This is a genomic window from Bradyrhizobium sp. JYMT SZCCT0428, assembly GCF_018131075.1.
Classification (GTDB): domain Bacteria; phylum Pseudomonadota; class Alphaproteobacteria; order Rhizobiales; family Xanthobacteraceae; genus Bradyrhizobium.
This window is the reverse complement of record NZ_JAFCLS010000034.1, coordinates 69,896-93,216: the sequence shown is the minus strand read 5'-3', so window position 1 is coordinate 93,216 and position 23,321 is coordinate 69,896. Positions and strand designations below refer to the sequence as shown.

Annotated in this window: 25 protein-coding genes, 1 tRNA gene, 1 other RNA gene and 1 riboswitch; of the genes, 11 read left to right on the top strand and 16 right to left on the bottom strand. The window is 63.4% G+C overall.

Annotated elements, in window-relative coordinates:
• Positions 1–374: 374 nt before the first annotated feature.
• Positions 375–767, bottom strand: a complete 393-nt coding sequence (gene apaG, locus JQ575_RS29805; RefSeq protein WP_192735458.1) for a Co2+/Mg2+ efflux protein ApaG — start codon at positions 765–767, stop codon at positions 375–377.
• Between the two features lie 239 nt (positions 768–1,006).
• Between apaG and JQ575_RS29800 the strand changes: the two genes are divergently transcribed.
• The 3 genes from JQ575_RS29800 to JQ575_RS29790 are packed head-to-tail and all read left to right on the top strand — an operon-like array spanning position 1,007 to position 4,036.
• Complete coding sequence (locus JQ575_RS29800) at positions 1,007–2,239, top strand: OpgC domain-containing protein (RefSeq protein WP_212036759.1); 1,233 nt, start codon at positions 1,007–1,009, stop codon at positions 2,237–2,239.
• On the top strand, positions 2,239–2,997 hold the full coding sequence (locus JQ575_RS29795) for an SGNH/GDSL hydrolase family protein (protein ID WP_212036758.1): 759 nt from the start codon (positions 2,239–2,241) through the stop codon (positions 2,995–2,997). The genes JQ575_RS29800 and JQ575_RS29795 overlap by 1 nt, the downstream gene beginning before the upstream one ends.
• Positions 2,998–3,010: 13 nt before the next feature.
• Positions 3,011–4,036, top strand: a complete 1,026-nt coding sequence (locus JQ575_RS29790; protein ID WP_212036757.1) for an SGNH/GDSL hydrolase family protein — start codon at positions 3,011–3,013, stop codon at positions 4,034–4,036.
• Positions 4,037–4,211: 175 nt separating this feature from the next.
• Here JQ575_RS29790 and JQ575_RS29785 read toward each other — a convergent pair whose 3' ends face one another.
• Entirely contained in the window at positions 4,212–5,405 is a 1,194-nt protein-coding gene (locus JQ575_RS29785; protein ID WP_212036756.1) for an O-succinylhomoserine sulfhydrylase, read from the bottom strand.
• Positions 5,406–5,477: 72 nt separating this feature from the next.
• Positions 5,478–5,557: riboswitch (SAM riboswitch) on the bottom strand.
• Positions 5,558–5,676: 119 nt separating this feature from the next.
• Between JQ575_RS29785 and JQ575_RS29780 the strand changes: the two genes are divergently transcribed.
• On the top strand, positions 5,677–6,783 hold the full coding sequence (locus JQ575_RS29780) for a 2'-deoxycytidine 5'-triphosphate deaminase (RefSeq protein ID WP_212036755.1): 1,107 nt from the start codon (positions 5,677–5,679) through the stop codon (positions 6,781–6,783).
• Positions 6,784–6,785: 2 nt separating this feature from the next.
• Here the strand turns inward: JQ575_RS29780 and JQ575_RS29775 are convergent, their stop codons facing one another.
• Positions 6,786–8,120, bottom strand: coding sequence for a sorbosone dehydrogenase family protein (locus tag JQ575_RS29775; protein ID WP_212036754.1), 1,335 nt, complete (start codon positions 8,118–8,120; stop codon positions 6,786–6,788).
• A 147-nt stretch (positions 8,121–8,267) separates the two neighbouring features.
• Between JQ575_RS29775 and JQ575_RS29770 the strand changes: the two genes are divergently transcribed.
• Positions 8,268–9,320, top strand: coding sequence for a hypothetical protein (locus tag JQ575_RS29770; RefSeq protein WP_212036767.1), 1,053 nt, complete (start codon positions 8,268–8,270; stop codon positions 9,318–9,320).
• A gap of 163 nt (positions 9,321–9,483) precedes the next feature.
• Positions 9,484–10,926, top strand: coding sequence for an MATE family efflux transporter (locus JQ575_RS29765; protein WP_212036753.1), 1,443 nt, complete (start codon positions 9,484–9,486; stop codon positions 10,924–10,926).
• 137 nt (positions 10,927–11,063) lie between these two features.
• Here the strand turns inward: JQ575_RS29765 and JQ575_RS29760 are convergent, their stop codons facing one another.
• From JQ575_RS29760 to JQ575_RS29735, 6 genes are all read right to left on the bottom strand, one after another.
• Positions 11,064–11,549: a hypothetical protein gene (locus tag JQ575_RS29760; RefSeq protein ID WP_212036752.1), complete on the bottom strand. Its 486-nt coding sequence runs from the start codon at positions 11,547–11,549 to the stop codon at positions 11,064–11,066.
• A 98-nt stretch (positions 11,550–11,647) separates the two neighbouring features.
• Positions 11,648–12,178 carry a hypothetical protein gene (locus tag JQ575_RS29755; protein ID WP_212036751.1) on the bottom strand — a complete coding sequence of 177 codons (531 nt, stop codon included), beginning with the start codon at positions 12,176–12,178 and terminating at the stop codon, positions 11,648–11,650.
• A complete protein-coding gene (locus JQ575_RS29750) occupies positions 12,175–12,576 on the bottom strand; it encodes an SRPBCC family protein (RefSeq protein ID WP_212036750.1) in 402 nt (133 codons plus the stop codon). The genes JQ575_RS29755 and JQ575_RS29750 overlap by 4 nt, the downstream gene beginning before the upstream one ends.
• A 149-nt stretch (positions 12,577–12,725) precedes the next feature.
• Positions 12,726–13,085 carry a VOC family protein gene (locus tag JQ575_RS29745; RefSeq protein WP_212036749.1) on the bottom strand — a complete coding sequence of 120 codons (360 nt, stop codon included), beginning with the start codon at positions 13,083–13,085 and terminating at the stop codon, positions 12,726–12,728.
• Positions 13,086–13,143: 58 nt separating this feature from the next.
• Positions 13,144–13,983 (bottom strand): AraC family transcriptional regulator, encoded by an 840-nt coding sequence (locus JQ575_RS29740; RefSeq protein ID WP_212036748.1) that lies wholly within the window; start codon positions 13,981–13,983, stop codon positions 13,144–13,146.
• Positions 13,984–13,992: 9 nt separating this feature from the next.
• A complete protein-coding gene (locus JQ575_RS29735) occupies positions 13,993–14,571 on the bottom strand; it encodes a methylated-DNA--[protein]-cysteine S-methyltransferase (RefSeq protein WP_212036747.1) in 579 nt (192 codons plus the stop codon).
• 149 nt (positions 14,572–14,720) lie between these two features.
• Here JQ575_RS29735 and JQ575_RS29730 point away from each other — a divergent pair.
• The 4 genes from JQ575_RS29730 (at position 14,721) to JQ575_RS29715 (ending at position 16,298) form a co-directional block, all read left to right on the top strand.
• Positions 14,721–14,794: transfer RNA gene (locus JQ575_RS29730), tRNA-Gly, on the top strand.
• 25 nt (positions 14,795–14,819) lie between these two features.
• Positions 14,820–15,131 carry a hypothetical protein gene (locus tag JQ575_RS29725; RefSeq protein WP_212036746.1) on the top strand — a complete coding sequence of 104 codons (312 nt, stop codon included), beginning with the start codon at positions 14,820–14,822 and terminating at the stop codon, positions 15,129–15,131.
• Between the two features lie 63 nt (positions 15,132–15,194).
• Positions 15,195–15,607, top strand: a transfer-messenger RNA (tmRNA) gene (gene ssrA / locus JQ575_RS29720).
• A 118-nt stretch (positions 15,608–15,725) separates the two neighbouring features.
• Positions 15,726–16,298 carry a hypothetical protein gene (locus JQ575_RS29715; protein WP_212036745.1) on the top strand — a complete coding sequence of 191 codons (573 nt, stop codon included), beginning with the start codon at positions 15,726–15,728 and terminating at the stop codon, positions 16,296–16,298.
• 13 nt (positions 16,299–16,311) lie between these two features.
• Here JQ575_RS29715 and JQ575_RS29710 read toward each other — a convergent pair whose 3' ends face one another.
• From JQ575_RS29710 to JQ575_RS29690, 5 genes are all read right to left on the bottom strand, one after another.
• Entirely contained in the window at positions 16,312–16,632 is a 321-nt protein-coding gene (locus JQ575_RS29710) for a cupredoxin domain-containing protein (protein ID WP_212036744.1), read from the bottom strand.
• A gap of 11 nt (positions 16,633–16,643) precedes the next feature.
• On the bottom strand, positions 16,644–17,165 hold the full coding sequence (locus JQ575_RS29705) for a DUF4142 domain-containing protein (RefSeq protein ID WP_212036743.1): 522 nt from the start codon (positions 17,163–17,165) through the stop codon (positions 16,644–16,646).
• A gap of 96 nt (positions 17,166–17,261) precedes the next feature.
• On the bottom strand, positions 17,262–17,948 hold the full coding sequence (locus tag JQ575_RS29700; RefSeq protein WP_212036742.1) for an RNA polymerase sigma factor: 687 nt from the start codon (positions 17,946–17,948) through the stop codon (positions 17,262–17,264).
• 122 nt (positions 17,949–18,070) lie between these two features.
• Positions 18,071–18,436 carry a nuclear transport factor 2 family protein gene (locus JQ575_RS29695; RefSeq protein ID WP_212036741.1) on the bottom strand — a complete coding sequence of 122 codons (366 nt, stop codon included), beginning with the start codon at positions 18,434–18,436 and terminating at the stop codon, positions 18,071–18,073.
• Between the two features lie 160 nt (positions 18,437–18,596).
• Positions 18,597–18,947, bottom strand: a complete 351-nt coding sequence (locus tag JQ575_RS29690; protein ID WP_212036740.1) for a RidA family protein — start codon at positions 18,945–18,947, stop codon at positions 18,597–18,599.
• Between the two features lie 253 nt (positions 18,948–19,200).
• Between JQ575_RS29690 and JQ575_RS29685 the strand changes: the two genes are divergently transcribed.
• Entirely contained in the window at positions 19,201–19,959 is a 759-nt protein-coding gene (locus JQ575_RS29685) for a sulfite exporter TauE/SafE family protein (protein ID WP_212036739.1), read from the top strand.
• Between the two features lie 42 nt (positions 19,960–20,001).
• Here the strand turns inward: JQ575_RS29685 and JQ575_RS29680 are convergent, their stop codons facing one another.
• Positions 20,002–21,273, bottom strand: a complete 1,272-nt coding sequence (locus JQ575_RS29680; protein ID WP_249166966.1) for a serine hydrolase — start codon at positions 21,271–21,273, stop codon at positions 20,002–20,004.
• Between the two features lie 24 nt (positions 21,274–21,297).
• Positions 21,298–22,956, bottom strand: coding sequence for an FAD-binding dehydrogenase (locus JQ575_RS29675; protein WP_212036738.1), 1,659 nt, complete (start codon positions 22,954–22,956; stop codon positions 21,298–21,300).
• Positions 22,957–23,321: the final 365 nt, after the last annotated feature.

Below are 23,321 nucleotides of genomic sequence, written 5' to 3'. Positions count from 1 at the left end.
CGGCATAAGCCGTAAAGCCATTGCGCAGGGAAGGCCGGGTGTTCTCCGCTGCCCTGTATGCTCGTGTGCAGCCTACTAAGTGCAAATCGCACACGGGACCGCGGGTGCAGCGCGCACCCGGTCTTCCCTGCGCCCTCATTTTCGAGGGCAAGGAGATTTCTGGCAAACCTCGGGCGCAATGCGTCGCGAGAATGCGAAGGTGTGTTCAGTAAAGTGCAACAACAAACACGCTGTCGTCCCGGCCTTGAGCCGGGACCCATACGCCGCGGCCCATCGGTTAGAGCGCTGGCATTAGAGACCTTCTGCAAACAACAACTGCCGCGGCGTATGGGTCCCGGCGTTCGCCGGGACGACGCGTGGAGGGTGCGTTGCCCCTAATTCAACACCCGCTTGTTGTCAGGGCTATCAAGCGAAAACGTCGGCACGTCGATCTCGAATTTCTCGCCGCTTTCGTTGACCATCTGATAGCGCCCGGTCATGAAGCCGGAGGCGGTGGGGAGCGGCACGCCGGAGGTGTATTCGAAGCGTTCGCCGGGGGCCAGCACCGGCTGTTCGCCGACCACGCCTTCGCCGCGGACTTCCTGCTTGCGGCCGGTGGCGTCGGTGATGATCCAGTGCCGCGTCCGCAACTGCACCGTCTCGTTGCCGGAGTTGGTGATGACGATCGTGTAAGACCAGAAATACTGGCCCTTATCGACCGACGACCGCTCCGGCATGAAGTTCGGTTCGACGGTGACTTCGATCAGACGGGTGACGGCGCGGTACATGATGAAAAGCTTTCAGAATCCTGTGGCGCAGCATAGCGAAGAAAGGCAATGGAACCAATCGCCGGCCGGCTGGCGGGGGCGGGCTGTTGAGGTACTCCATCCTCGTTTCAACATAGTTTCGGCCTAAGGCGCACCCGCGCGGTTCCAGCCCCGTATCTGGCTTGTATTGCATGCTTGCGGGCCGATATTATCCTTACGGTCGTGCAATTTGCGTAGATTCGCTGCCAAAACGGTGCCCGATGTCGTCCATTGCCGATCAGATTGCCGGACCGTCCGTGAGTGACGCCGCGGCCACATCCGCGCCGGCGATCACGCTGCCTGCGGCCGGCGAGCGCGAATTGCGGCTCGATCTGTTTCGCGGACTGGCGCTGTGGCTGATCTTCATCGATCATTTGCCGCCGAACATCCTGACCTGGTTCACGATCCGCAATTACGGCTTTTCCGACGCCACCGAGATCTTCATTTTCATCTCCGGCTATACCGCGGCGTTCGTGTATGGCCGCGCCATGCTGGAATCCGGCTTCGTGATCGCCACCGCGCGCATCATGCGGCGGGTCTGGCAGATCTACGTGGCGCACGTGTTCCTGTTCACGATCTTCCTGGCGGAGATTTCCTACGTCGCCACCAATTTCAACAACCCGCTGTATTCGGAAGAAATGGGGATCATGGATTTCCTCAAGCAGCCGGATGTCATGATCATCCAGGCGCTGCTGCTGCGGTTCCGCCCCGTCAACATGGATGTGCTGCCGCTCTATATCGTGCTGATGCTGTTCCTGCCCGTGATCCTGTGGCTGATGAAGTGGCGGCCCGACGTCTCGCTGGGGCTGTCGGTGGCGCTCTACGCGGCGACCTGGCAGTTCGATCTGTACCTGTCGGCCTATCCGAACGGATTTTGGATCTTCAATCCGTTCGCATGGCAATTGCTGTTCGTGTTCGGCGCCTGGTGCGCACTTGGCGGCGCGGTGCGGATGTCGGCGATACTCTCCTCACGGATCACGATGTGGATCTGCATTGTCTATCTGCTGGCCGCCTTCTTCGTCACGCTGACCTGGCACATCCCGCAATTGAGCCGCTTCATGCCGAAGCTCGTCGAGCAGTGGATGTACCCGATCACCAAGACCGATCTGGATGTACTGCGGTTCGCCCACTTCCTGGCGCTGGCGGCGATCACCGTGCGCTTCCTGCACAAGGACTGGCCAGGGCTGAAATCGCCCTGGCTGCGACCATTGATCCTGTGCGGGCAGCATTCGCTTGAGATATTCTGCCTCGGCGTCTTCCTCGCCTTTGCGGGGCATTTCGTGCTGGCCGAAATCTCCGGTGGAGCGGGCCTGCATTTCCTGATCAGCGTCGTCGGAATCCTCATCATGTCCGGCATGGCGTGGGTCATTTCGTGGTACAAGCATTCTGCCGACAAGAATGCCTCGAAGAAAAAGGGCGCTGTTGGCAACGCCGATATGGCGGGAGGGGGCTGATGAAGTCCAACCCGGTGATGATCCTGGGGCTGACCTTGATTGCCGGCTTGCTGGCCGTGGCCCCCGTGCGCGCCGAGGATGCCCCCGCCAATTGCGAGGTTCCGGCCTATCTGCTGACGTCCGAGAGTAAGTTGCCCAAGGTCGAGACGGCCATTGCCGGCGACCGCCGGCTGGAAATTCTGGTGGTGGGCAGCCGGTCGTCGAGCATCCCGTCGTCCGAAGCCAGCGCCTATCCCGGGCGGCTGCAGGCGATGTTGAAGGAGGCGCTGCCGAAGGTCGCCGTGAACGTATCCGTAGAACTACAGGTCAAGAAGACGGCCGAGGAGGTCGCTGGCGGACTTGTTAAGCTGGTCGAGCTAAAGAAGCCTACTTTGGTTATCTGGCAGACCGGCACCTACGATGCTATCCGAGCGATCGATCCCGATGATTTCCGCGCCGGTGTCGAAGAGGGCGTTGCTGCGTTGCAGAAGGCGGGGACCGACGTGATCCTGATGAATCTGCAATACAGCCCGCGCACTGAAACGATGATTTCCGCGCCGCCCTACCTGGATAATATCCGTGTGGTGGCGCAGCAGCACGACATTCCCTTGTTCGACCGCTTCGCCATGATGCGGCACTGGAGCGATGCGGGGGATTTCGATCTGTCCACCACTTCGCATGGCCCTGACCTGGCCAAGCGGGTGCACGATTGCCTCGGCCGCGCGCTGTCGAAATTCGTGATCGACGCGGCGCATGTGAACCCGGCCCAGCAGAATTGAGGAACTAGCGTAAATGAGTCGTTACTGCCCTTTTTTCCCGTCGGCATCGCTGGCTGCGCTCGCCATCGCGGCGACGGTGCTGCTGATGCCGGCGTCCGTTTTGCCGGTGCAGGCGCAGGCGACCCAGACCGCCCAGCAGGCGAAATTATCCGACACGGCCAAAGCTGAAGCCGCCAAACCGCCGGCGGCGACGACCACGGGTGTGGGCAGCGTGGCGGCCACCGAGCCGTCCAGCCCGGCGGCGCAAAGGAGCGTTACCGGCAAGGCGATCGACAAGGCCAAGGAAGTCGCGAAATCGGCCGCCGACATCTTCAGCCGCGTTCCCTGCCTGCCACCGAAGGGTGGCGCCAAAAAGATGGGATCGCTGCCGCGTGTCGCGGGCAAGCTCGCCGCGGGCGAGCCGGTGGTGATCATCGCGTTCGGATCGTCGTCGACCGCGGGCTTCGGCGCGACCTCGCCGGAATTCAACTATCCCAACCGCCTCGCGGCGCAGCTGCACCGGCAATATCCGACCGCCGACATCACCGTGATCAATCGCGGCCAGGGCGGCGAGGACGCGCCTGAGATGATGAAGCGGCTGCAGACCTCGGTCATCGACATGCATCCGGACCTGGTGATCTGGCAGGTCGGCACCAACGCCGTGCTGCGCAATCTCGATCCGGCCGAAACCATCAAGCTGGTGGAAGACGGTGTCGCGCGCATTCAGGCGACCGGAGCCGATCTGGTGCTGATCGATCCGCAATATTCACCGCGCGTCAACGAACGCGCGGAGAGCGCGGGCAAGATGATCAATTTGCTCAACAAGGTCGCGGAACTGCGCAAGGTCGGCATCTTCCCGCGCTTCGAGGTGATGCGCGACTGGCACGAGAAGCAGGCGATCCCGATGGAAAATTTCGTCATCGCCGACGGCCTGCACATGAGCGACTGGGGCTACGCCTGCTTCGCGCAACTGCTCGGCGACGACATCATCCGCTCGGTCGGCCAGATCAAGCTCGGCGTCAACGTGCCGTCGGACGTTCGGACCTATCGGCCGATGTAACCGCTGTCGCCGTTACCCACCGCCGTCGTCCCTGCGAACGCAGGGACCCATACGCCGCGGCGGTGCTGATTAAAGGCGGTGATCGACGACTTCCTTAACTCACAACGTCCTGTGGTTATGGGTCCCGGCTCAAGGCCGGGACGACAGCTGTTGTGTGGCTACGTGTGCGCCCACTTCACGCCTTCTCCAGCGCCTGCGCAAAATCCTCGATCAGGTCATCCGCATGCTCGAGCCCGGCGGAGAAGCGAATGAAACCCTCGCTGATGCCGAGTTCGGCGCGCGCCTCCGGCGTCAGCCGCTGATGTGTTGTGGTAGGCGGATGGGTGACGAGGCTCTTGGCATCGCCGAGATTGTTCGAGATCCGCGAGATCTGCAGCGCGTTGAGGCAGCGGAACGCGGCCGCCTTGCCGCCCTTGACCTCGAAGCCGACCAGGGTCGAGCCGGCGCGCATCTGCCGCTTCACCAGTTCGGCCTGCGGATGATCTGATCGCCCGGGATAGATCAGCCGCGAAATCTTCGGATGCTTAGCCAGCGCATCGGCCACCTTGCCGGCGGTCTCGGTCTGCGCGCGCACCCGTATCGCCAGCGTCTCCAGGCCCTTCAGCAGCACCCAGGCGTTGAACGGCGACATCGACGGGCCGGTATGGCGCATGAAGTTATGGAGGTGCTCGGCGACGAACGCTTCCGAGGCCAGGATGATGCCGCCGAGGCATCGGCCCTGGCCGTCGATGTGCTTGGTCGCGGAGTAGACAACGACGTCGGCGCCGAGCGTCAGCGGGCTCTGCCAGATCGGGGTGGCGAACACATTGTCCACGATCAACCGTGCGCCGCCGCTGTGCGCGATCTCGGCAATCGCCGGGATGTCCAGCACGTCGAGCGTCGGATTGGTCGGGCTCTCCAGGAAGAAGGACTTGGTGTTCGGCCGCAACGCGCGCTGCCACTGGTCGAGGTCAAGACCGTCGACCAGCGTCGTCTCGATCCCGTAGCGCGGCAGGAGATCCTGCACCACGTAAAGGCAGGAGCCGAACAGGGCTTTCGAAGCGACCACGTGATCGCCGGCCCGGAGCGGCGCGAGGATCGCGGTCGCCACCGCGGCCATGCCGGTCGCGGTCGAGCGCGCGGCTTCCGCGCCCTCGAGCTGGATCATGCGGCGCTCGAACATCTCGATCGTCGGATTGGAATAGCGCGAATAGATAAAGCCGGGCTCCTCGCCCTTGAATCGGGCCTCGCACTGCTCCGCGCTGTCGTAGACGTAGCCCTGGGTGAGGAACAGCGCCTCGGACGTCTCGCCGAACTGCGAGCGTAGCGTGCCGCCATGGACAAGGCGGGTTTCGGGACGATAGCGGGTGGTAGACTTAGCCTCAGGCATGTGACCTCCGTCGTGACCACCATCGAAAATGGTCACAAAAAACCGGCCTGGAAAAATTTCCACAGGCCGGGATCACACGTGTCCCCGGCCTGTTTAGCGACTTATTTAACGTGGCTGCAAGCCGGCCGGCTCAAATCACCACGGGATAAGTCATGCTGATATTCCCTCGCGCCCTTTTCGTCAAGCCGGCCATCGGATAACCCCTAAATGCCCATATTTATGAGGTTTGGATGACATTTGGGTTATCCTTCCGGGCCCCTTGAGGACCGCCGTGCCGTTCACGCTGCCGCCCGACGCCAACGGAATTCTGCCCGACCGCATGATCGCGGCGATGGCGGATGCGGGCCTGATCCTGCCGGCCTATCCCTTTGTCGAGAGCCAGATCCAGCCCGCCAGCCTCGATCTGCGCCTCGGCGACATCGCCTACCGGGTGCGGGCGAGCTTCCTCCCGGGACCGGGTGCGACGGTGGCCGAGCGTATCGACGAGCTGAAACTGCACGAGATCGACCTCACTGACGGCGCGGTGCTGGAGACCAATTGCGTCTACATCGTGCCGCTGCTGGAGAGCCTCGCGCTGCCGCCGGAGATCGTCGCCGCGGCCAACCCGAAAAGCTCGACCGGGCGGCTCGACGTCTTCACCCGCGTGATCGCGGATGGTACCCGCCGGTTCGACATGATCGGCGCCGGCTATCACGGGCCGCTCTATGCCGAGATCAGCCCGAAGACGTTTCCGGTGCTGCTGCGCGAGGGATCCCGGCTGTCACAAGTGCGCTTCCGCACCGGCGACGCTATCCTCAACGCGGACGAACTGGACGCGCTGCATGAGGCCGAGCGGCTGGTCGATATCGACGATGCCGATCTCGCCAATGGCGTGGCGCTGAGCGTCGATCTGAGCGGCGCGAATTCCGGCGGCTTTGTCGGCTATCGCGCCAAGCGCCACACCGGCGTGGTCGATGTCGACCGCCGCGGCGGCTATGCGGTCGATGAATTCTGGGAGCCGATCGCGGCGCGCCCGGACGGCAGCCTGATCCTCGATCCCGGCGAGTTCTATATTCTGGCCTCGAAAGAGGCGGTGCAGATTCCGCCGGATTACGCCGCCGAGATGGTGCCGTTCGATCCCTTGGTCGGCGAATTCCGCGTGCATTATGCCGGCTTCTTCGATCCCGGCTTCGGCTATGCCGGCGCCGGCGGGCAGGGCGCGCGCGCGGTGCTGGAAGTGCGCTCGCGCGAGGTGCCGTTCATCCTCGAGCACGGCCAGATCGTCGGCCGCCTGGTCTATGAAAAGATGCTGGCGCGGCCCCATGCCATGTACGGCCAGCGCATCGGCTCGAACTATCAGGCGCAGGGCCTGAAGCTGAGCAAGCATTTCCGGTTGTAACCCTAGTTAGCCGCCGACGTCATCGCAGGCGTCACGCGCCATATCGTGTTGCCGACGTCGTCGGCCACCAATAGCGCGCCCTGCTTGTCGAGCCGCACGCCGACCGGACGTCCGAGGGCTTCACCGTCATCACTGACAAAGCCGGTCAGCACGTCCTGCGGCTTGCCGGAAGGCTTGCCGCTCTCGAACGGCACGAAGATCACCTTGTAGCCGGCGCGCGGCTTGCGATTCCACGAGCCGTGCTGGCCGATGAAAGCGCCACCAGCCATCGCTTGCGGAAACAGATTGCCGGTGTTGAACGCCAGCCCGAGCGAAGCCGTATGCGCGCCGAGCGCGTAGTCCGGCGCCATCGCCTTGGCGACCATGTCGGGACGTCGCGGCTCGACGCGCGTATCGACGCGGTCACCGAAGTAGCTGTAGGGCCAGCCATAGAAGGCGCCGTCCCTCACCGAGGTCATGTAATCAGGCACCAGATCGTTGCCGAGTTCATCGCGCTCGTTGACGACGACCCAGAGTTCGCCAGTGTGTGGATTCCAAGCCGGTCCGTTCGGATTGCGCAGGCCTGAGCCAAACACCCGCCATGTGCCGCTGGCGCGATCGACTTCCAACACGGCGGCGCGATCCTTCTCGGCCTCGATGCCGTTCTCGCCGATGTTGCTGTTGGAGCCGACGGTCGCATAAAGCTTCGATCCATCGGGGCTGGCGGTCAGGTCCTTGGTCCAGTGATGATTGAGGGTGCCTGCGGGCAGGTTGGCGAGCTTCTCGCCCGGTGCGGTGATTCTGGTGACGCCGGTCTGATAGGGAAATTTCATGATCGCGTCGGTATTGGCGACATAGAAATTATCGCCCACCAGCACCATGCCGAATGGCGAGTTCAGCCCGCTCAGGAAGATGCTGCGGGTTTCAGCGACGCCGTCGCCATCGACGTCGCGCAACAGCGTGATTCGGTTGGCGCTCGGCACGCCGGCGCCGGCCCGGCTTAGCGCCCACTTGAAGAAGAAGCCTTTGATGCCCGCGCCGTCCGGTTTCGGTGGGGCGTTGGACTCGGCCACCAGCACATCGCCATTTGGCAGCACGTAGACCGTGCGCGGATGCTCAAGCCCGCTGGCGAACGCATTCACCGCCATGCCGTTGCCGGCGGTGGGCTTGCCGCCTTCGGGCCAGCCCTTGGCATTGGCGATGTTGACGGTCGGTATCCACGAGGTCTGCGGCGACGGCAACTGGGGCGAGGGACCATAGGTCTGGTCGGCGGAGCCTGATGGGGCCTGTTCTTTGCAGGCGGCGAGAGGAAGCGCCAGCGCTCCCAGACATAGCGCCAGCCGAAGATGGCTATGCATGACGGCTCCTTGCATATCGATGTACAATGCGGTGCATATCGCTCCACCAATGCGGAACGCCGGCCATTGTTCGCGGTGCCCGCCATGAAATTCGCGTGAATTGAACCGCAACCCTGCGTGCGGAAAGAGAAGGGAACCGGGATGGCGATGACCGAGGCGAAGGATCGCGCGCAGCAGGCGCAGTGGGCGAAATGGCGCAGCATCGCTGATCTCTATCACGCGTTCTTCACCGGCCTCGTTCTCACCGTCGTCTCCCGCCGCGGCACGGCGGACGCCGCCGAGTTTGTGTTCCGGGTGTTTCGCCGCCAGCAGCAGGAACGCTTCCTGCCGGGGCTGGAAAAACTCGGGCTCAGCCATCTGCCGCCGGCGGTCGCGGCTGCGCAGTATCATTATCTCTCCAACTGGATCGGCGGCGTCCATGTCGAATACATGTACGAGACCGATCGCAAGGCCTGGATCCGTTATCCGCCGCCGCGCTGGATCTGGCGGGGCACCGCGATCTGCGGCGTGCCCGGCGAAGTGTCGCGCGCGATGCTGCGGGGATGGCACGGCAATAACGGCGTGGCGCTCGGCAATCTCAATCTCGGCTTCGTCTGCACCAAGCAAAGCGTCGACGGCCAGGACGGCCTCGAAGGCTATTACTGCGAATACGATCATCCGCTCGACCTAGATGCGCGGATGGTGTTCGCGCGGCATCTCGAAGCGCCGCGCTTCGATCCTGCCACCGCGCCGGCATTGCCGGTTTCGAGCTGGCCAAAGCCGCGGCTGGAAAAGGCCTATCGCAACTACGCGATGGAATATGTGAAGACCGCGGCTCCCGTGATGGTGCAATGCTTCGGCCCGGAGGATGCCCGATATCTGTTGCACCTCACCGGCAAGCTGATCGGCATGCAATATTTCGACGAGATCGCGCAAAACCTTGGGGCGAGCCGCGGCGGGCCGAAGGAATTTGCAGGCTTCCTGCGTGCGCTGTTCGAGGCGCAGGACGACGCGGTTGAGATCAGCGAGTCCGACGGCACGTTCGAAATCCGGCAGCTGAGCTGGAAGTTGATGGCCGATGTCGGCGATTATCACCCGGCCTGCGCCAGCGTCCTGCAGGGATTGTTCGAGGGCCTGGCCGCTGGCTGCGGCCGCCATATTCCCGTGCATTTGAAGCCACCAGCCGGTGGAAAGGCACCGTTCGTCTGGTCGATCGGCTAGGGGAGCGCGCCTGCCTGCAATCGCGCAGGCCCCCATTGCGTTTCGCGCACGCGGAATCAGCGCCTGCCGTGCTAGGAAACAGCTCGGCGCAGCGAGATAATGCGCCCAAAATATTGAATGGGCGCGCGACCTTAAAAGTTGCCTTTCGCGCGCGGGAGCAGAAATGTCCGATATCGGCGTTGCCGAAATTCCCGTCGACGAGGAAGAGCGCCCGCTGCCGCCACCGCCGCCGCCGGCGAAGAACGCGCTGGTCGACGGTCCGATCCTGCGCACGCTGCTGTGGCTCGCCTGGCCCAACGTCATTGCTCTCTCGGCCGGCACCTGTGTGGTGATCGCCGAGACCTCCTATATCGGTCGGCTCGGGGTGGAATCGCTGGCCGCGATGGCGCTGGTATTTCCCTGCGTGATCCTGACCATGACGATGTCGGGCGGCGCCATGGGCGGCGGTGTCGCGTCCGCGATCGCGCGCGCACTCGGCGCCGGCGACACCGAGCGGGCGTCGGTGCTTGCCGCGCATGCCCTGCTCATCGGCCTCTGCTTCGGGCTCGTCTTCATGCTGGGCATGCTGATCTTCGGCCCAAAACTGCTGGAATTGCTCGGCGGCCGCGGCAACGTGCTGACACAGGCGATCGGCTATACGCAGATATTCTTCGGCGGCGCTGTCGTGCCATGGCTGATGAACACGATGGCCGGCATCCTGCGCGGCACCGGCAACATGAAGCTGCCGTCGCTGCTGATGCTCGTTTCCGCCACCTGCCAGATCGTCCTCGGCGGCACGCTCGGCCTCGGCCTCGGGCCGATCCCGCAATTCGGCATGCAGGGCGTCGCCGCCGGTTCGCTGATTGCTTACCTGATCAGTATCTCCGTGATGACGTGGTATCTGTTTTCCGGCCGCGCGCGCGTCGTTCCCAAGCTCATCGGCCTGCGAATTCGCTGGGCGATGTTCATCGACATTCTCAAGGTCGGCGCCATCGCCTGCTTCTCGCCGCTGCAGTCGGTGCTGACGATCAGCATCTTCACCTACATGCTGGCGGGTTTCGGCACCGAGATCCTGGCCGGTTACGGCATCGGCGCGCGGCTCGAATTCATGCTGACGTCGATCGCCTTTGCGGTCGGCATCGCGACGGTGCCGATGGTCGGCATGGCGATCGGCGCGAAACGCATCGCGCGGGCCCGCAGGATCTGCTGGATCGCAGGTGCCGTGGCCTTTGTCGGGGTCGGCGCATTGGCGACCTTGATCGCGATCGTCCCCGACATCTGGGTCAATCTCTTCACCGACAATGCGGGCGTGCGCGCCGCAAGCCGGCAGTATCTGTCCACGGCGGCGCCGATGTATGCCTTCCTCGGTCTTGCCACGACCTGCTATTTTTCATCGCAGGGCGCGGCCAAGGTGCTTGGCCCCGTGCTGGCGCAGACCGCACGGCTGGTGTTCATCGTCATCGGCGGCTGGTGGCTGTCGACGCACAATGCCACCGCCATGGACTTCTTCCTGCTGACCGCAGCATCGATGATGCTGCTCGGCCTGCTGTCCTGCCTCAGCGTGATCCTGACCCGGTGGGGACCGAAGCAGGGTCCCCTTCCGAAGGTTCGCCCGGCGTTGTCGTAACTGCATCTCCGTCATCCTGAGGTGCGCGCTCTTGCGCGCCTCGAAGGACGACGGCCCATCTGTGGCCGATTCATCCTTCGAGGCTCGCTGCGCTCGCACCTCAGGATGACGGAGATAGTTCAGGCGTTGACGACGCTCTACCTTCGCCGATGCTTTCGGCCGTGACGGCCGCCGCCGCCCATATTGGCCATGCGCATCAGCTGCGGGATCATGCTCATCATCTCGCCGCCGCCGGCGCCGCCGAGCATGCCCATGATGTCGCCGCCGCCCATGCCGCCCATGTTGACGCCATAGCCGTGGGCCATGCCGCCGCCATAGCCGCCATAGCTGCCACCATAGCCGCCGGGGATTCCGCCGCCGCCCATCATGCCAAAACCACCGCCGCCGCCTTCCATCATGCGGCCCATCATCGGGCCCACGGTCTGCATCATCATGCCGAAGCGGCGCTTGCCCATCTTCGCCTTCATCATTCCCAGCATCGGCGCCATCTGCGTCATCATGTCGTCGCCGCCACCTCCACCGCCACCGAAGCCGGCGAATTGCGCTTTCGCCGGCGTCGTCGTCAGGGCAAACAGCAGCAGCAGCGTGGCCGCCTGACACACAACCTTGTCAGCTCCAGTCATGGTTCGACCTCCCAATGCGCCGCGGCCCGCGGAGGCGGTGCCATCCGGGCGCAACTGGTGACGCTAGGAAAGGGAGGCTTGCCGATCTGTGCGAAAGATCACGGTGCTCGGCGCCGGGCGGTGAACTCGGTATTGACACGCCAGCTCGCGCCGTTGTCCGCGGAGATCTCGCCACGCCAGAGGAACGAGTTAGGCGTGATCTCGGAAAAACTCCAGCGCATCAGCTGTCCATCCGGCCGCGTGCCATGCTGCACGATGTCACGGCCTTCAGCGCGCCCGATCATCTGCAGAAAACTTCGCGCCACCGGGTCGGTCCACTGGATCCGCCAGGCATCGATATCGGGATCGTAGACCCGCAGCGTCGTGCCGTAGGAGTTGATCTTGGCGGTGGCGTCGCCGTGGCGGTGCTCGCCACGCGGCGGCACGATCCAGACATCCTGGATCGCGCGCCCCTCCAGCGCCCAGCCGAAATGCCATTCGCCGGCGCGGCGGCGCTCGCGGCCGTCGTCGGAGAATTGCCTGACGTCGAGATCCCAGGAGCCGATGAAGCGTCCGTACAGGTCCATCTTGCCGGCGCGGTCGGTTGAGGGACCGACCGCGCCGAGCGCTTCGAGAAATGCGGAATTCATGCCGCGGCTTTCCCAAGCGCGTTCTGCATCGCCAGCGCCGCCTGATCCATCTGCGCGTTCATGTAGGGCGCGATTTCATGCGGCAGCACGTCTACAGTCCAGGCCAGCCGGCTGCGGCCGTCGCCTTCCGCGGTCACCTGCACCGAGGCGCTGTGCTGCTTGATCCGTTCGCTGATCACGGCATAGACCAGCCGTCGCCGCGCATCGTCGCAATCGACCAACAGTTCGCGCGCCACCGTGCCGTTGGAGAACGTCACGATCCGCGCGTCGCCGTCGAGGCGGGTGTCGAGCACGAAGCCGGGCACCAGCCGCGTATGCAACGCGCCGAAATCTCGCACCGCGTCCCAGACGTCGGCAGGCGCCGCGTCGATGATGATGTCCTTGTGGATGGAAGCCATGGTGAAGAGTCCTTCAAATGAGGGTGGAAGGTGTTAGCTCCGTCATTGCGAGCGAAGCGAAGCAATCCATCGGGCCACAAAGGAAGAGTGGATTGCTTCGTCGCTTCGCTCCTCGCAATGACGGTAGCGAGAGCTGCGCGCCTAGCGAGCTACGTGCAAACCGCCTCGACGTTGTTGCCGTCGGGGTCGATCAAAAACGCCGCGTAGTAGGTCGGGCTGTAGTCGGCGCGCGCACCCGCGCCGCCATTGTCGCGGCCGCCGGCCTTAAGTCCCTCGGCATGGAATTTCTTGATCGCGGCATGGTCGGGCGCACGGAATGCGACATGGGCACCGGTGCCGGCGGAACCCTTGTGCAGGTGCAGCCAGAGCGCGGGTTCGCCCTTGGGGCCGAAGCCGGCGCCGGAGTCGTCCCGCGAGCACAACACAAAGCCGAGGGGCGCGAGCGCCGCCGTATAGAAGCGCACGCTGGCGTCGAGGTTTCCGACGCGTAATCCGATGTGGTCGTACATTGCTGTTCTCCAGTGAGAAGTGCGCGCGGGAATGCCGCGCAACCTGGAGAAACCCTAGCTAGTTGAGGGCAAGCCGTTCTTGGAGAATCTTGCGCTTCCCGCGCGAGGCCTGGCGGAACCGCAGCGGCGAGGCGCCGGCGGCGCGGTGGAACGTGCGCACGAAATTGGAGAGGTCGCCGAAGCCGACGTCATAGGCGATATCGGTGATAGGGCTGTCGTCATCGGCCAGCCGCCGCGCCGCATGGCGCAGCCGCGAGCGCAGCAGATATTGATGCGGGGTGACGCCGACCACGTTCGAGAACAGCCGCAGGAAATGGAACGGGCTGATGCCGGCTTGCGCGGCGGCATCTTCCAGGTCGACTTCGCGGTGCGAATTGGCATCGATCCACAGCGCGGTTTCCACCGCGCGGCGGCGGTCGCGGGCGGCGTCGGGACCAGCCTTGCGCGGCTTGCCGGAGACCACCTCGACAAAGCGGCTGGCGAACACTTGCCCGATCTCGTCGAGGCTGATGTCGCTGTTGCCATCTGCCGCCGCCTGAGCCAGTTCGCCGAGCACCATCAGTTCTGGCAGCGGCGGCGCCGAGCCGATCTGCCAGATATCCCTGGCTTCGCTGATCGCATCGACCAGTTCCGGCCCGAGGAAGAACGACAGGCACTCGTCGCCGCAGACGTGGTCATGGGTGCAGGTATATTCGTCGCCGGGATGGCCGATCAGCACCGACCCCGCCACCAATTCACTGAACTTGCCGCGGCAGTGCAGACCAAAACTGCCCTTGCGGACATAGGAAATCGAGTGGCATCGGTGCAGCTCGGCAAAAGGCTTGTCGCCGGGTCCCGCGCTGCAGCGGAAATCGGATACCGAAATGGATTTGCGTTCCAGAAGCGTGGTCGCGGTCATCCCGTAAATTTAGGTAGGCGGGCGTGGCGGCGCAACCGGCAGCAGCACGTCGAACAGGGTCTTGCTGGCGGTGGGATGGGTGCCCTCGATCGACAGCAACCGGCGCTTGGAAATGGCGCCGCCGTTCGGCGAGATCTTGTCGGCATAATGCCCGGCCTCGAGCACGCGATGGCAGGGCACGATGATCATGAACGGGTTGCGGGCAATCGCCTGCGCCACCGAATACACCGCGCCCGAGGCGCGTAGCGCACTGGCGACCTCGGCATAAATGCGGGTCTCGCCGCGCGGGATGGTACGGGCGAGCTGATAGACGCGCTGGTTGAAGGCGGGAATGCCGGTCATGTCGAGCGCGACATCGGAAAGGTCGCTGTAGCCGCCGCGCAGCAACGCCACGATGCCTTCGATCGCGATGGCGACATTTTCGGGCGGGCGAAGTTCGCGGGCGTCGGGATAAAGCTGGAACAGCCGCCGCCTGGTGTCGATCTCGCGGGCTTCCGGGAGCTGCACGCCCATAACGCCGACCTCGCCCCATGCGATCCCGCACCGGCCGATTCCCGTGTCAAAAATGCTGTAACCACGCCCCGCCATACGCCACCAGCCCCGGCAGGATCATAACACCGCCATCACAGCGCGCATCTGGAATCTTTGTAACCCGTTAAGGGCCCGGGGCGGGAGGCGCGGGTACCGCTTGGCGGAACGCCCGGGGTCGGCTAATCAGGGGCAGCGCAAATGCGTTCGCGGGCGTAGTTCAATGGTAGAACGGCAGCTTCCCAAGCTGCATACGAGGGTTCGATTCCCTTCGCCCGCTCCAAGTCCTTCTGCAAGGGAGGCAAGTATTGCACATCGATATCAATGCACTAGTCGATTGCGCGGGCACCGCCTACTGGCGTCGAAACAAGGCTATCGAGTTCCCCGACGACGAGCGAAATCTTCAAGCGGCGCACGAGCTGGACCGGTTGGCCGTCGAAATCGCTGCTCTCGAAGGCTCGAAACTGCATGCGCAACTGGACAAAATCTTCGAGGATGAAGACAGCGGGTTGATCGCGATGTCGTTTATCAGCGACATGCTGCGCCAGATAGGATTCTCCCGATGGTACGCGACGGGCGAAGAGCTGCTTCAGGCGATTGTTGATACGTGCTCGGATTAGCACACAGGGCCGTTTCTATTCACGGGCTGCAGGCAATCTTGATCGAACGCCAGAACCCCCTTCGGCCTATCTTTCCCCGCCGATCCCGCGTAGGGTCTTCCCGTCGCAAGACGATGGCGCTGAACCTTAGAATGGACTGCGGGCAGACCCGGGGGCAGTACCCGGCGCCTCCACCTTAGCAGCTTGAGCTTAAAGGTCTCATTTGCAGCATGATCCGGAAAAGTGGGTTCCGGTTTTCCGATAAGATCATGCTCCACATGAGATCGATTCTGCCGCAAGGCAAAATCCCAGGGCTGCTATGGCGGGGGCGAACCAGGATCGATGGTCGCAAAGAAGTTCTGAATTGTGCTCGGCATGATACCGCCGTTATCGGGTCAAAAACCTAAATGCAAACGATAACGTTGCATTGAACGAAGTGCGCCTCGCGGCGTAACCTGTTCGGGGTTGGTCCACCTGGCAACAGAACGGCCATGGCCGCGTCAACCTTCGGGTTGGCGCGGCTTTTATTTGTGAACCGGCCTCGCGCTGTGCGCGACTACAATCACAAGTACTATTGTGCTAAATTGCGCTGCCGCAGAGATGGAGGCGAACGCGTTGACCCAGGCCATCACTGCCGACAACACCTCCCGCAACAATTTGCTTGTCATTGCCGCCGGCGGTCTGCTCTCGGGCCTGTTGACGCCGCTCACGCCGCAACTGATCGACAAGTTCACCGGCGGTCCCGGCAATCTGCGCATGGCGCTGGTGGCGGTGCCGTTTGCGGTGCTCGTCTTCTTCGTGGTGCGGCGCTGCAGCGCCAATCCGGTTTGGGCGGCGCTGCTTGCCGGCATTGTCACCATGGTCGCTTTTGTCTGCGCCGTGAACGCCGCGATCTGGATCGATCTGCAGGCCTATGGCGCCTCCAAGGTGATGCGCAATGTGCTGGCGGGCCTCGCGGGCGGTTTCGTCGGCGCCGGCTTGATGGCGCTGGCGATCGCCCTGCTGCCGGCCGGGCCGCGCGATGCGGCGTTATGGATGCGGATGCTGCTGACGGGCACGCTGGCCGGCACGCTGATGGCGGTCGACAGCGCGCTCGATCTCGATCTCACCTCGGTGCTCTATCCGGTCTGGCAGGCGGCGGTCGCGGTGCGGCTCGCGATGGTGCTGCAGCGAGGGACGTCGGCCTGACGAGGTTGCCGGCTTACGGCGCGATCGTCAGCACCGCCCTCATGTTGGGATGGAAGCGGCAGTAATATTCGACCGTGCCGGCCTTCTTCAGCACCGACGTCACGGTCTTCTTCGGCGGCATGGCGACATCGAAATCGCCGTTTCGCGCGGTGGCGGTGTGGGCGAAGATATCCTTGTTGATCCATTCGATGGTGTCGCCGACCCTGGCGGTTACCTCCGCCGGCGACACCACGAGATTGTCCATCACGATCTGGATGGTTGCGGCATGCGCCGGGACGGCGATGGCGCCCGATAGCAGGGCGGTCACGATGAGAAACGTGCGTCTCGGCAGCATGGCAGTCTCCCCTACTTCAGGCCGGCGGCGACGTGTTCGGCATGCTGCTGGTGGCCCTGAAACAGCTTCAGGCCCGTCTGCAGCAGGCTCTTCAGCTCGGCATTGCTGGCTGACGGGATCAGCAGTGTCTCCAGCGCGCCATTGACCGCCTTGTGGTAGGCAATCTCGTTGGCGATATAGGCCTTGTCGTACTCGGCGCCTTTTAGTTTGCCGAGTTCGGCCAGCTTGTCCGCTGCCTGCTTCGACAGCGTCTTGCTGGTGTCGTTATCCTCCGGCGTCACCTTCAGCTTCTTGACGAGGTCGAGCGCCTGCTTGTTCACGGCTTCATGGTCGCGCACCATGCCTTCCGCGAACGCCTTGACGTCCTTGTTGCTGGCCTTGGTGATCGCTTGTTTGCCGGCGGCGACGTCGATGACGCCTGCGGTGTAGGCGATATGCGCGATCTGCGGATCGGTGGGCTTGGCGCCCTGCGCCAGCGCGGCGCCGCCCAAAAGGCTCAACGCGGCAATGGCTGCGCTCAATCGAACGAACATGGTGTGACACTCCTGTGGCGCCGACGCGAGCGGCCGGCTTTCAAGTTGATTGCACAGGAGTTGGATGGCGCTGGTGGCCGGAGGTTCCCGAAAAAATCAGATAAAGCCGAGCCGGTTCAGCACCGCGTCGGTGAGCCGTTCGCAGCGCCTGCCGGCAAACGGAAACGCGTCCATCACGACAGGGCCGATCTTCTTCTCGACATTGTCGCGCAGCATGACGCGGGCGCGATGCAGCCTCGTCTTCACGGTCACGGGATTGAGCCCCAGAATCTCGGCGGTCTCCTCGACATTCATGCCCTCGATCACACGGGTGATGAAGACGAGCCGGAACGGCTCCGGCAATTCGTCGATGGCGTGTTCGACGACATGCTGAATTTCACGTTGGGCCATGGATTTTTCCGGGTCGTCTGCGGCGGCACGGGGAAACTGGATGATCTGGGCTTCGAGCACGCCCTGCGGCAATGACGACAGTTCCACGCCCGGCCGCTGCCGGCGCAAGCGTCCCAGCGCCTCGTTCATGGCAATCCGCGCCAGCCAGGTCGCCAGGCTGGAATCGCCGCGAAAACTCTCCAGATGCGTGAAGGCCCGGACGTAAGTCTCCTGCACGACGTCCTCGGCCTCGCCATCATTGCGCAGAATGCCACGGGCGAGCCGGTAGAGCCGGCGGTTGTTCGCCTGCATGATGGCGCGAACGGCCGCCCCGTCGCGGCTCAGCGCCCGGCGGACCAGGTCGAGGTCACCAGTATCGACGGGCGGAATATGAGGCGTGTGGGCCTGGCGCATGATGGTTCCACCAATAGCAATGTATTGGGGTTGGATGCGGCAAAGGCCAAGAGGTTCCCGAAATAATTCGGGGCGCGTCGGCGGCTGCCTGGGATTGCCCAGGCAGCCGCACAGCCTTGCGCTCATGCCCCCGCCGGCACCTGATCGAGGAAGCCGGTGATGCTGCGGATGCGGCCGTCGCTCAGCACGGCGAAATCCGTGCCCTTGATCGGACTGTCGGCGCCGTCAGGGCCGAGGCCCCAACAGAAGCGGATGTGGTCGCCGTGGCCATTGGGCTCGCCGATCAGCTTGAATTTGAAATCCGGAAACCGCTGCTGCACGCCTGCGATCAGCGCATCGACGCCGTCATGGCCGTCGCCGCTCATCAAGGGGTCGACATAGCGGGCGTCTTTGGCCCAGTTCGCGGCGAGAAGCTCGCGGCGGCGGGCCGGGGTTCGCTCGTTCCACAAATCGATGTAACTGTTGGCAATGGTCTGCGCGTCGGTCATGGGGCTCTCCTTCGTTGCGGCCGAATGGATCGGCTGACCCTTTATCGAAGGTTCGCGCGCGTGTTTCGATTACCTCGGAGGTCAAGGAAACGCGGGTCGAGAAATGCGTGCGGCGCGAGAGCCGGCAAAACCCTCGCGCCGCAAAATCAGTTCGTCAAAATCACTTCGCCGCAACCACCATGATCTCGACGTTGTATTGCGGGGACGCCAATTTGGCCTCGACCGTGGCGCGCGCCGGGGTGTTGCCCGCCGACACCCAGCCGTCCCACACCGCATTCATTTCCGGGAAGGTTTTCATGTCCGTGATGTAGATCGTGGCCGACAGAAGCTTCGACTTGTCGGTCCCGGCTTTGGCGAGATGGCCGTCGATGGTCTCGAGCACGTCCTGCGTCTGCTTGGTCACGCTTTCGCCGGCTGCATTGTTGGCGACGACGCCCGCGAGATAGACAGTGTTGCCGTGGACGACGACCTGGCTCATGCGCGGGCCGGTTTCGAAACGCTGGACTGACATGGTGTTCTCCGTTTTTTAAAGTGGCGCGCCTCCTTAGCGCGACCGGGCGCGATCGGCTACTGCGTTCTTGGCAATGAAGGCCACCCAAATTGTCACGTATCGGGGAATCTACTTAAAAGCCGAGTTGGTTCGGCTTTGCCGGAACGCTGCGGGCGGCCGACGATATTGCACGGAGTGCAATTGTCCGATTGCAACGCAAAAGGTCATGTGATCGATGGTGGAGGATCGGATCGATGTCCGCACCGGATTCCTCATGACGATTGAGCCTGCGATACTTTGCGTTGCCGCAACTGGAATCTTCGTGATCGGCTTCATGAAGGGCGCTTTCGGCGGCGGCTTCGCGATCATCGGCATTCCGCTGCTGGCCTTGGTGATGGACCCGATCGATGCGGGCACGATGCTGGCCCCGCTGTTCGTGGCGATGGATGTCTTCGCGCTGCGCTACTGGAAGCCGTCGACGTGGTCGAAGCCGGACCTCTCGATTTTGTTGCCGGGTCTTCTGGTCGGCATCGGCGTCGGCTTCTTCGTGCTCAGGGATCTCGACCGCCACGCCGTCGAGATCGTGATGGCGGTTATCACCCTGGTGTTTGCCGGCCTGTGGCTGCGGGGCGGCGCCGGCGTCTCGGTGCGGCCGCGTTCGCCGGCCACGGCGCTGCTGGCCGGCGGCGCGTCGGGCGTGACGACGATGGTCGCCCATTCCGGCGGCCCGCCACTGGCGATGTACCTGCTGCCGCTCGGGCTCTCCAAGCAGATGTATGCCGGCACGACGAGCATGTTCTTCACCGTCGGCAATCTCATCAAGGTCGGGCCTTGGTTGCTGATCGGGCATCTCTCGCAGGGCCTGGTGACGATGATGCTGCTTGGCATACCCGTCGCCTTTGCCGGCGTGTGGACCGGCTGGCGGTTGCATCAGCGCCTCGACCAGGTGCAGCTCTACCGTGCCTGTTACGCGCTGCTTGTCGTCACGGCCTTGAAGCTGCTGTGGGACGGCGTTGCCGGATATGCGCGGTGAGTTCTGTCGGCGATCGGTCCACTGCTTCGCCGCTGACATCACTTATTTTTCGAACGCGTCATACACCAGCGCCTTAAAGGCCGGAGTGATGCGTGAGCGTTCCAGCTGGGTCTGCTCCATGAGGATGTAGACCATGTCCAGTTTGGGATCGACGCCGAAGTATGTTCCGCTGCCGCTATCCCATTTCAGCTCGCCGATCGAGCCTGCCGGCGGCGGCTTTGCATTTCCCGGTTCGACGCGAACCGCAAGGCCATAACCGTAACCAAAGCCATCGCCGGGAAAATAATAGTAGTCGCGTCCGACGCCGGAGCCCGGTCCGATCTGGTCTGACGTCATCTGCTTGAACGCGGCCGGACTGAGATACTGCTTGCCGTCGAGCTTTCCGCCGCCCAGCAGCATTTGCGCAAATCGTGCATAATCCGTGATGGTCGAGAGCAGGCCGCCGCCGCCTGACTCCCATTCGGCGTGCCTGCGCCGTTCTTCCCCCGACATACGCAAGACGGTATCGCCCGGCAGTGGCTCGGCCATGCGCGCCAGTTCAGCCGCGCCCTGCAGCACGAACTTCGTGCTGGTCATGCCAAGCGGATCGAGGATGCGCTCTTTCAGGAACTGATACAGCGATTTGCCGGAGACAATTTCGATGACGCGCCCGAGAACGTCGGTGGAATGGCCGTAGCGCCAGAGTGTGCCGGGCTGCCTCGCCAAGGGCAGTCGGGCAATGCGCTCGGCAAACTCCGCGTTGTTGAAATGTCCCTCAAAGATGTTGGCGTCCGTATACGCCTTCATGATCAATTCGCTGCCGATGTATTCATAGGTGATGCCGGACGTATGCCGGAGCAGGTCCTCGATCGTCATCGGCCGGTTCGGCGGCACAAGTTCCAGGGTCGGGTTGCCGTCCTTCGGTTTGGATTCCACGCCGACTTTCGTGGCGGCAAATGCCGGAATGTATCGCGACACCGGATCGGCCAGCGCCAGTTTGCCTTCGTCGATCAGCATCATCGCCGCCACGCTGGTGATCGGCTTGGTCATGGAATGGATGGCAAAGATGGTGTCCGGCGTCATCGGCAGTTTGGTCGCAACATCCCGAACGCCGAAGCTCTTGAGATAGACCGGCTTGCCATGTTGCTGGATCAATACGACCGCGCCGGGAAGCTTCCCGGTCGCCACTTCGTTTTCAAAGAATTGCGACACGCGTTCGAGTTTGGCGAGCGAGGGCGCCGGCGCGGCGGCGTTGACCTGGGCGCGAGCCGGCGCGCCGCTGCCCGCCATCACCGCGGCAGCGAGGGGCAGGGCCCATAGGATCTTCAGCATCATGCAAGTATCCCCCGCGCAAATAGGTCAGCCGGCCGCCTTCGCCGCCGCGCGTCCCGCATTCCGCCCCGAAAACAGACACCCGCCGAGGAACGTGCCTTCCAGCGAGCGGTAGCCGTGCACGCCGCCGCCGCCGAAACCGGCGGCTTCGCCGGCGGCGTAGAGCCCCTTGATGATTTCGCCGCCTGTGCCGAACACGCGTGAGTCCAGATCGGTCTCGAAGCCGCCGAGCGTCTTGCGGGTCAGGATGTTGAGTTTCACCGCGATCAGCGGGCCATGCTCGGGGTCGAGGATGCGATGCGGTTTGGCGGTGCGGATCAGTTTGTCACCGATATAGCGCCGCGCATTGTGGATGTTCATCACCTGCGCGTCCTTGACGTAGGGATTGGTCATCTCGCGGTCGCGCGCCTCGATCTGGCGCTTGATGTGATCGAACTGGAGCAGATTGTCGCCACTGAGCGCGTTCATGGCGGTGACGAGGTCGGCGAGATTATCGCGCACGATGAAGTCGGCGCCCTTCTGCTTGAACGCCTCCACCGGCGCCGGCGCGCCCTTGTTGGTGGCGCGCTTGATGGTCATGCGCCAGCTCTTGCCGGTGAGGTCAGGGTTCTGTTCCGAGCCGGAGAGTGCGAACTCCTTCTTGATGATGCTCTGGGTCAGGATGAACCAGGAATAATCGTAACCCGTCGACATGATGTAGTGCAGCTGGCCGAGCGTGTCGGAGCCGGGGAACAGCGGCGCGGGCAGCCGTTTGCCTGTCGCGTCGAACCACAGCGATGACGGGCCGGGCAGGATGCGAATGCCGTGGCGCGGCCAGATCGGCGACCAGTTCCTGATACCCTCGACGTAGTGCCACATCCGGTCGCGGTTGATCAGCCGCGCGCCGGCAGCCTCGGTGATCCCGATCATCCTGCCGTCGACATGTTCGGGCACGCCTGAAATCATGAATTTCGGCGGTTCGCCGAGGCGCTTTGGCCAATTCTGCCGAACCAGATCGTGATTGCCGCCGATGCCGCCGGAGGCAACGATCACCGCCTGGGCGCGAAAGCTGAAATCGCCTGTAATCTGGCGCGAGCTGCCCTGGCCGCGTTCGACATGGGTGGGTTCGAGGATCGATCCGCTGACGCCCTCGACCGTGCCGTTGGTGATACTGAGCGCATCGACGCGGTGGCGGAACTTGAAAGTCAGCCGGCCGCTCTTCTGCGCCTCGCGGGCGCGCCGTTCGAATGGCTCGACGATGCCCGGGCCGGTGCCCCAGGTGACATGAAAGCGCGGCACCGAATTGCCGTGCCCCATCGCGTCATAGCCGCCGCGTTCGGCCCAGCCGACCACCGGAAAAATACGGTGGCCCATCGCACGCAGCCAGTCGCGCTTTTCGCCGGCGGCGAAGCCAACATAGGCTTCCGCCCATTTCTTCGGCCAGTAGTCCTCCTCGCGGTCGAAGCCGGCCGTACCGGTCCAGTCTTGCAGCGCGAGATCAAAACTGTCCTTGATGCCGAGCCGGCGCTGTTCGGGGCTGTCGACCAGGAACAGGCCGCCGAACGACCAGAACGCCTGACCGCCAAGGCTTTGTTCGCCCTCCTGGTCGATCACGATGACGCGCTTGCCGGCGTCGGCGATTTCGCATGCCGCGACCAGCCCGGCCAGCCCGCCGCCGACCACGATTACGTCTGCGTCCTCTGCCATCATGTCCTCCCCCAGCCCAGAGCCCCCTTCCGATTGAAATCGGAAGGGGGCTCTGTTTGTTGTTTTGACGCGTTTTCTTCACGCGAACCGGTGCCCACTTCGCTGGAAAACGCTCTGATGTTGATTCAAGCCACGCCATCCGACGCGGTCAACGGCAAATGCCGCTTGCCTGTGGCGAAGCTACCACCGTGCAAATGTTAACTTGTTCCAGTTTGGGACCTTTTCGCGCTTCGGGTGCAGCGCCATTGCAACACTTAATTTGAATTTGTTTTGAGCAGCTCCAGCCGCCTAGACAAAATCACGGTCTCGAACGACGCTCGCGAAGTCTAGCATCACTAAGACAATCAGATTCGGGTTCGACGTTT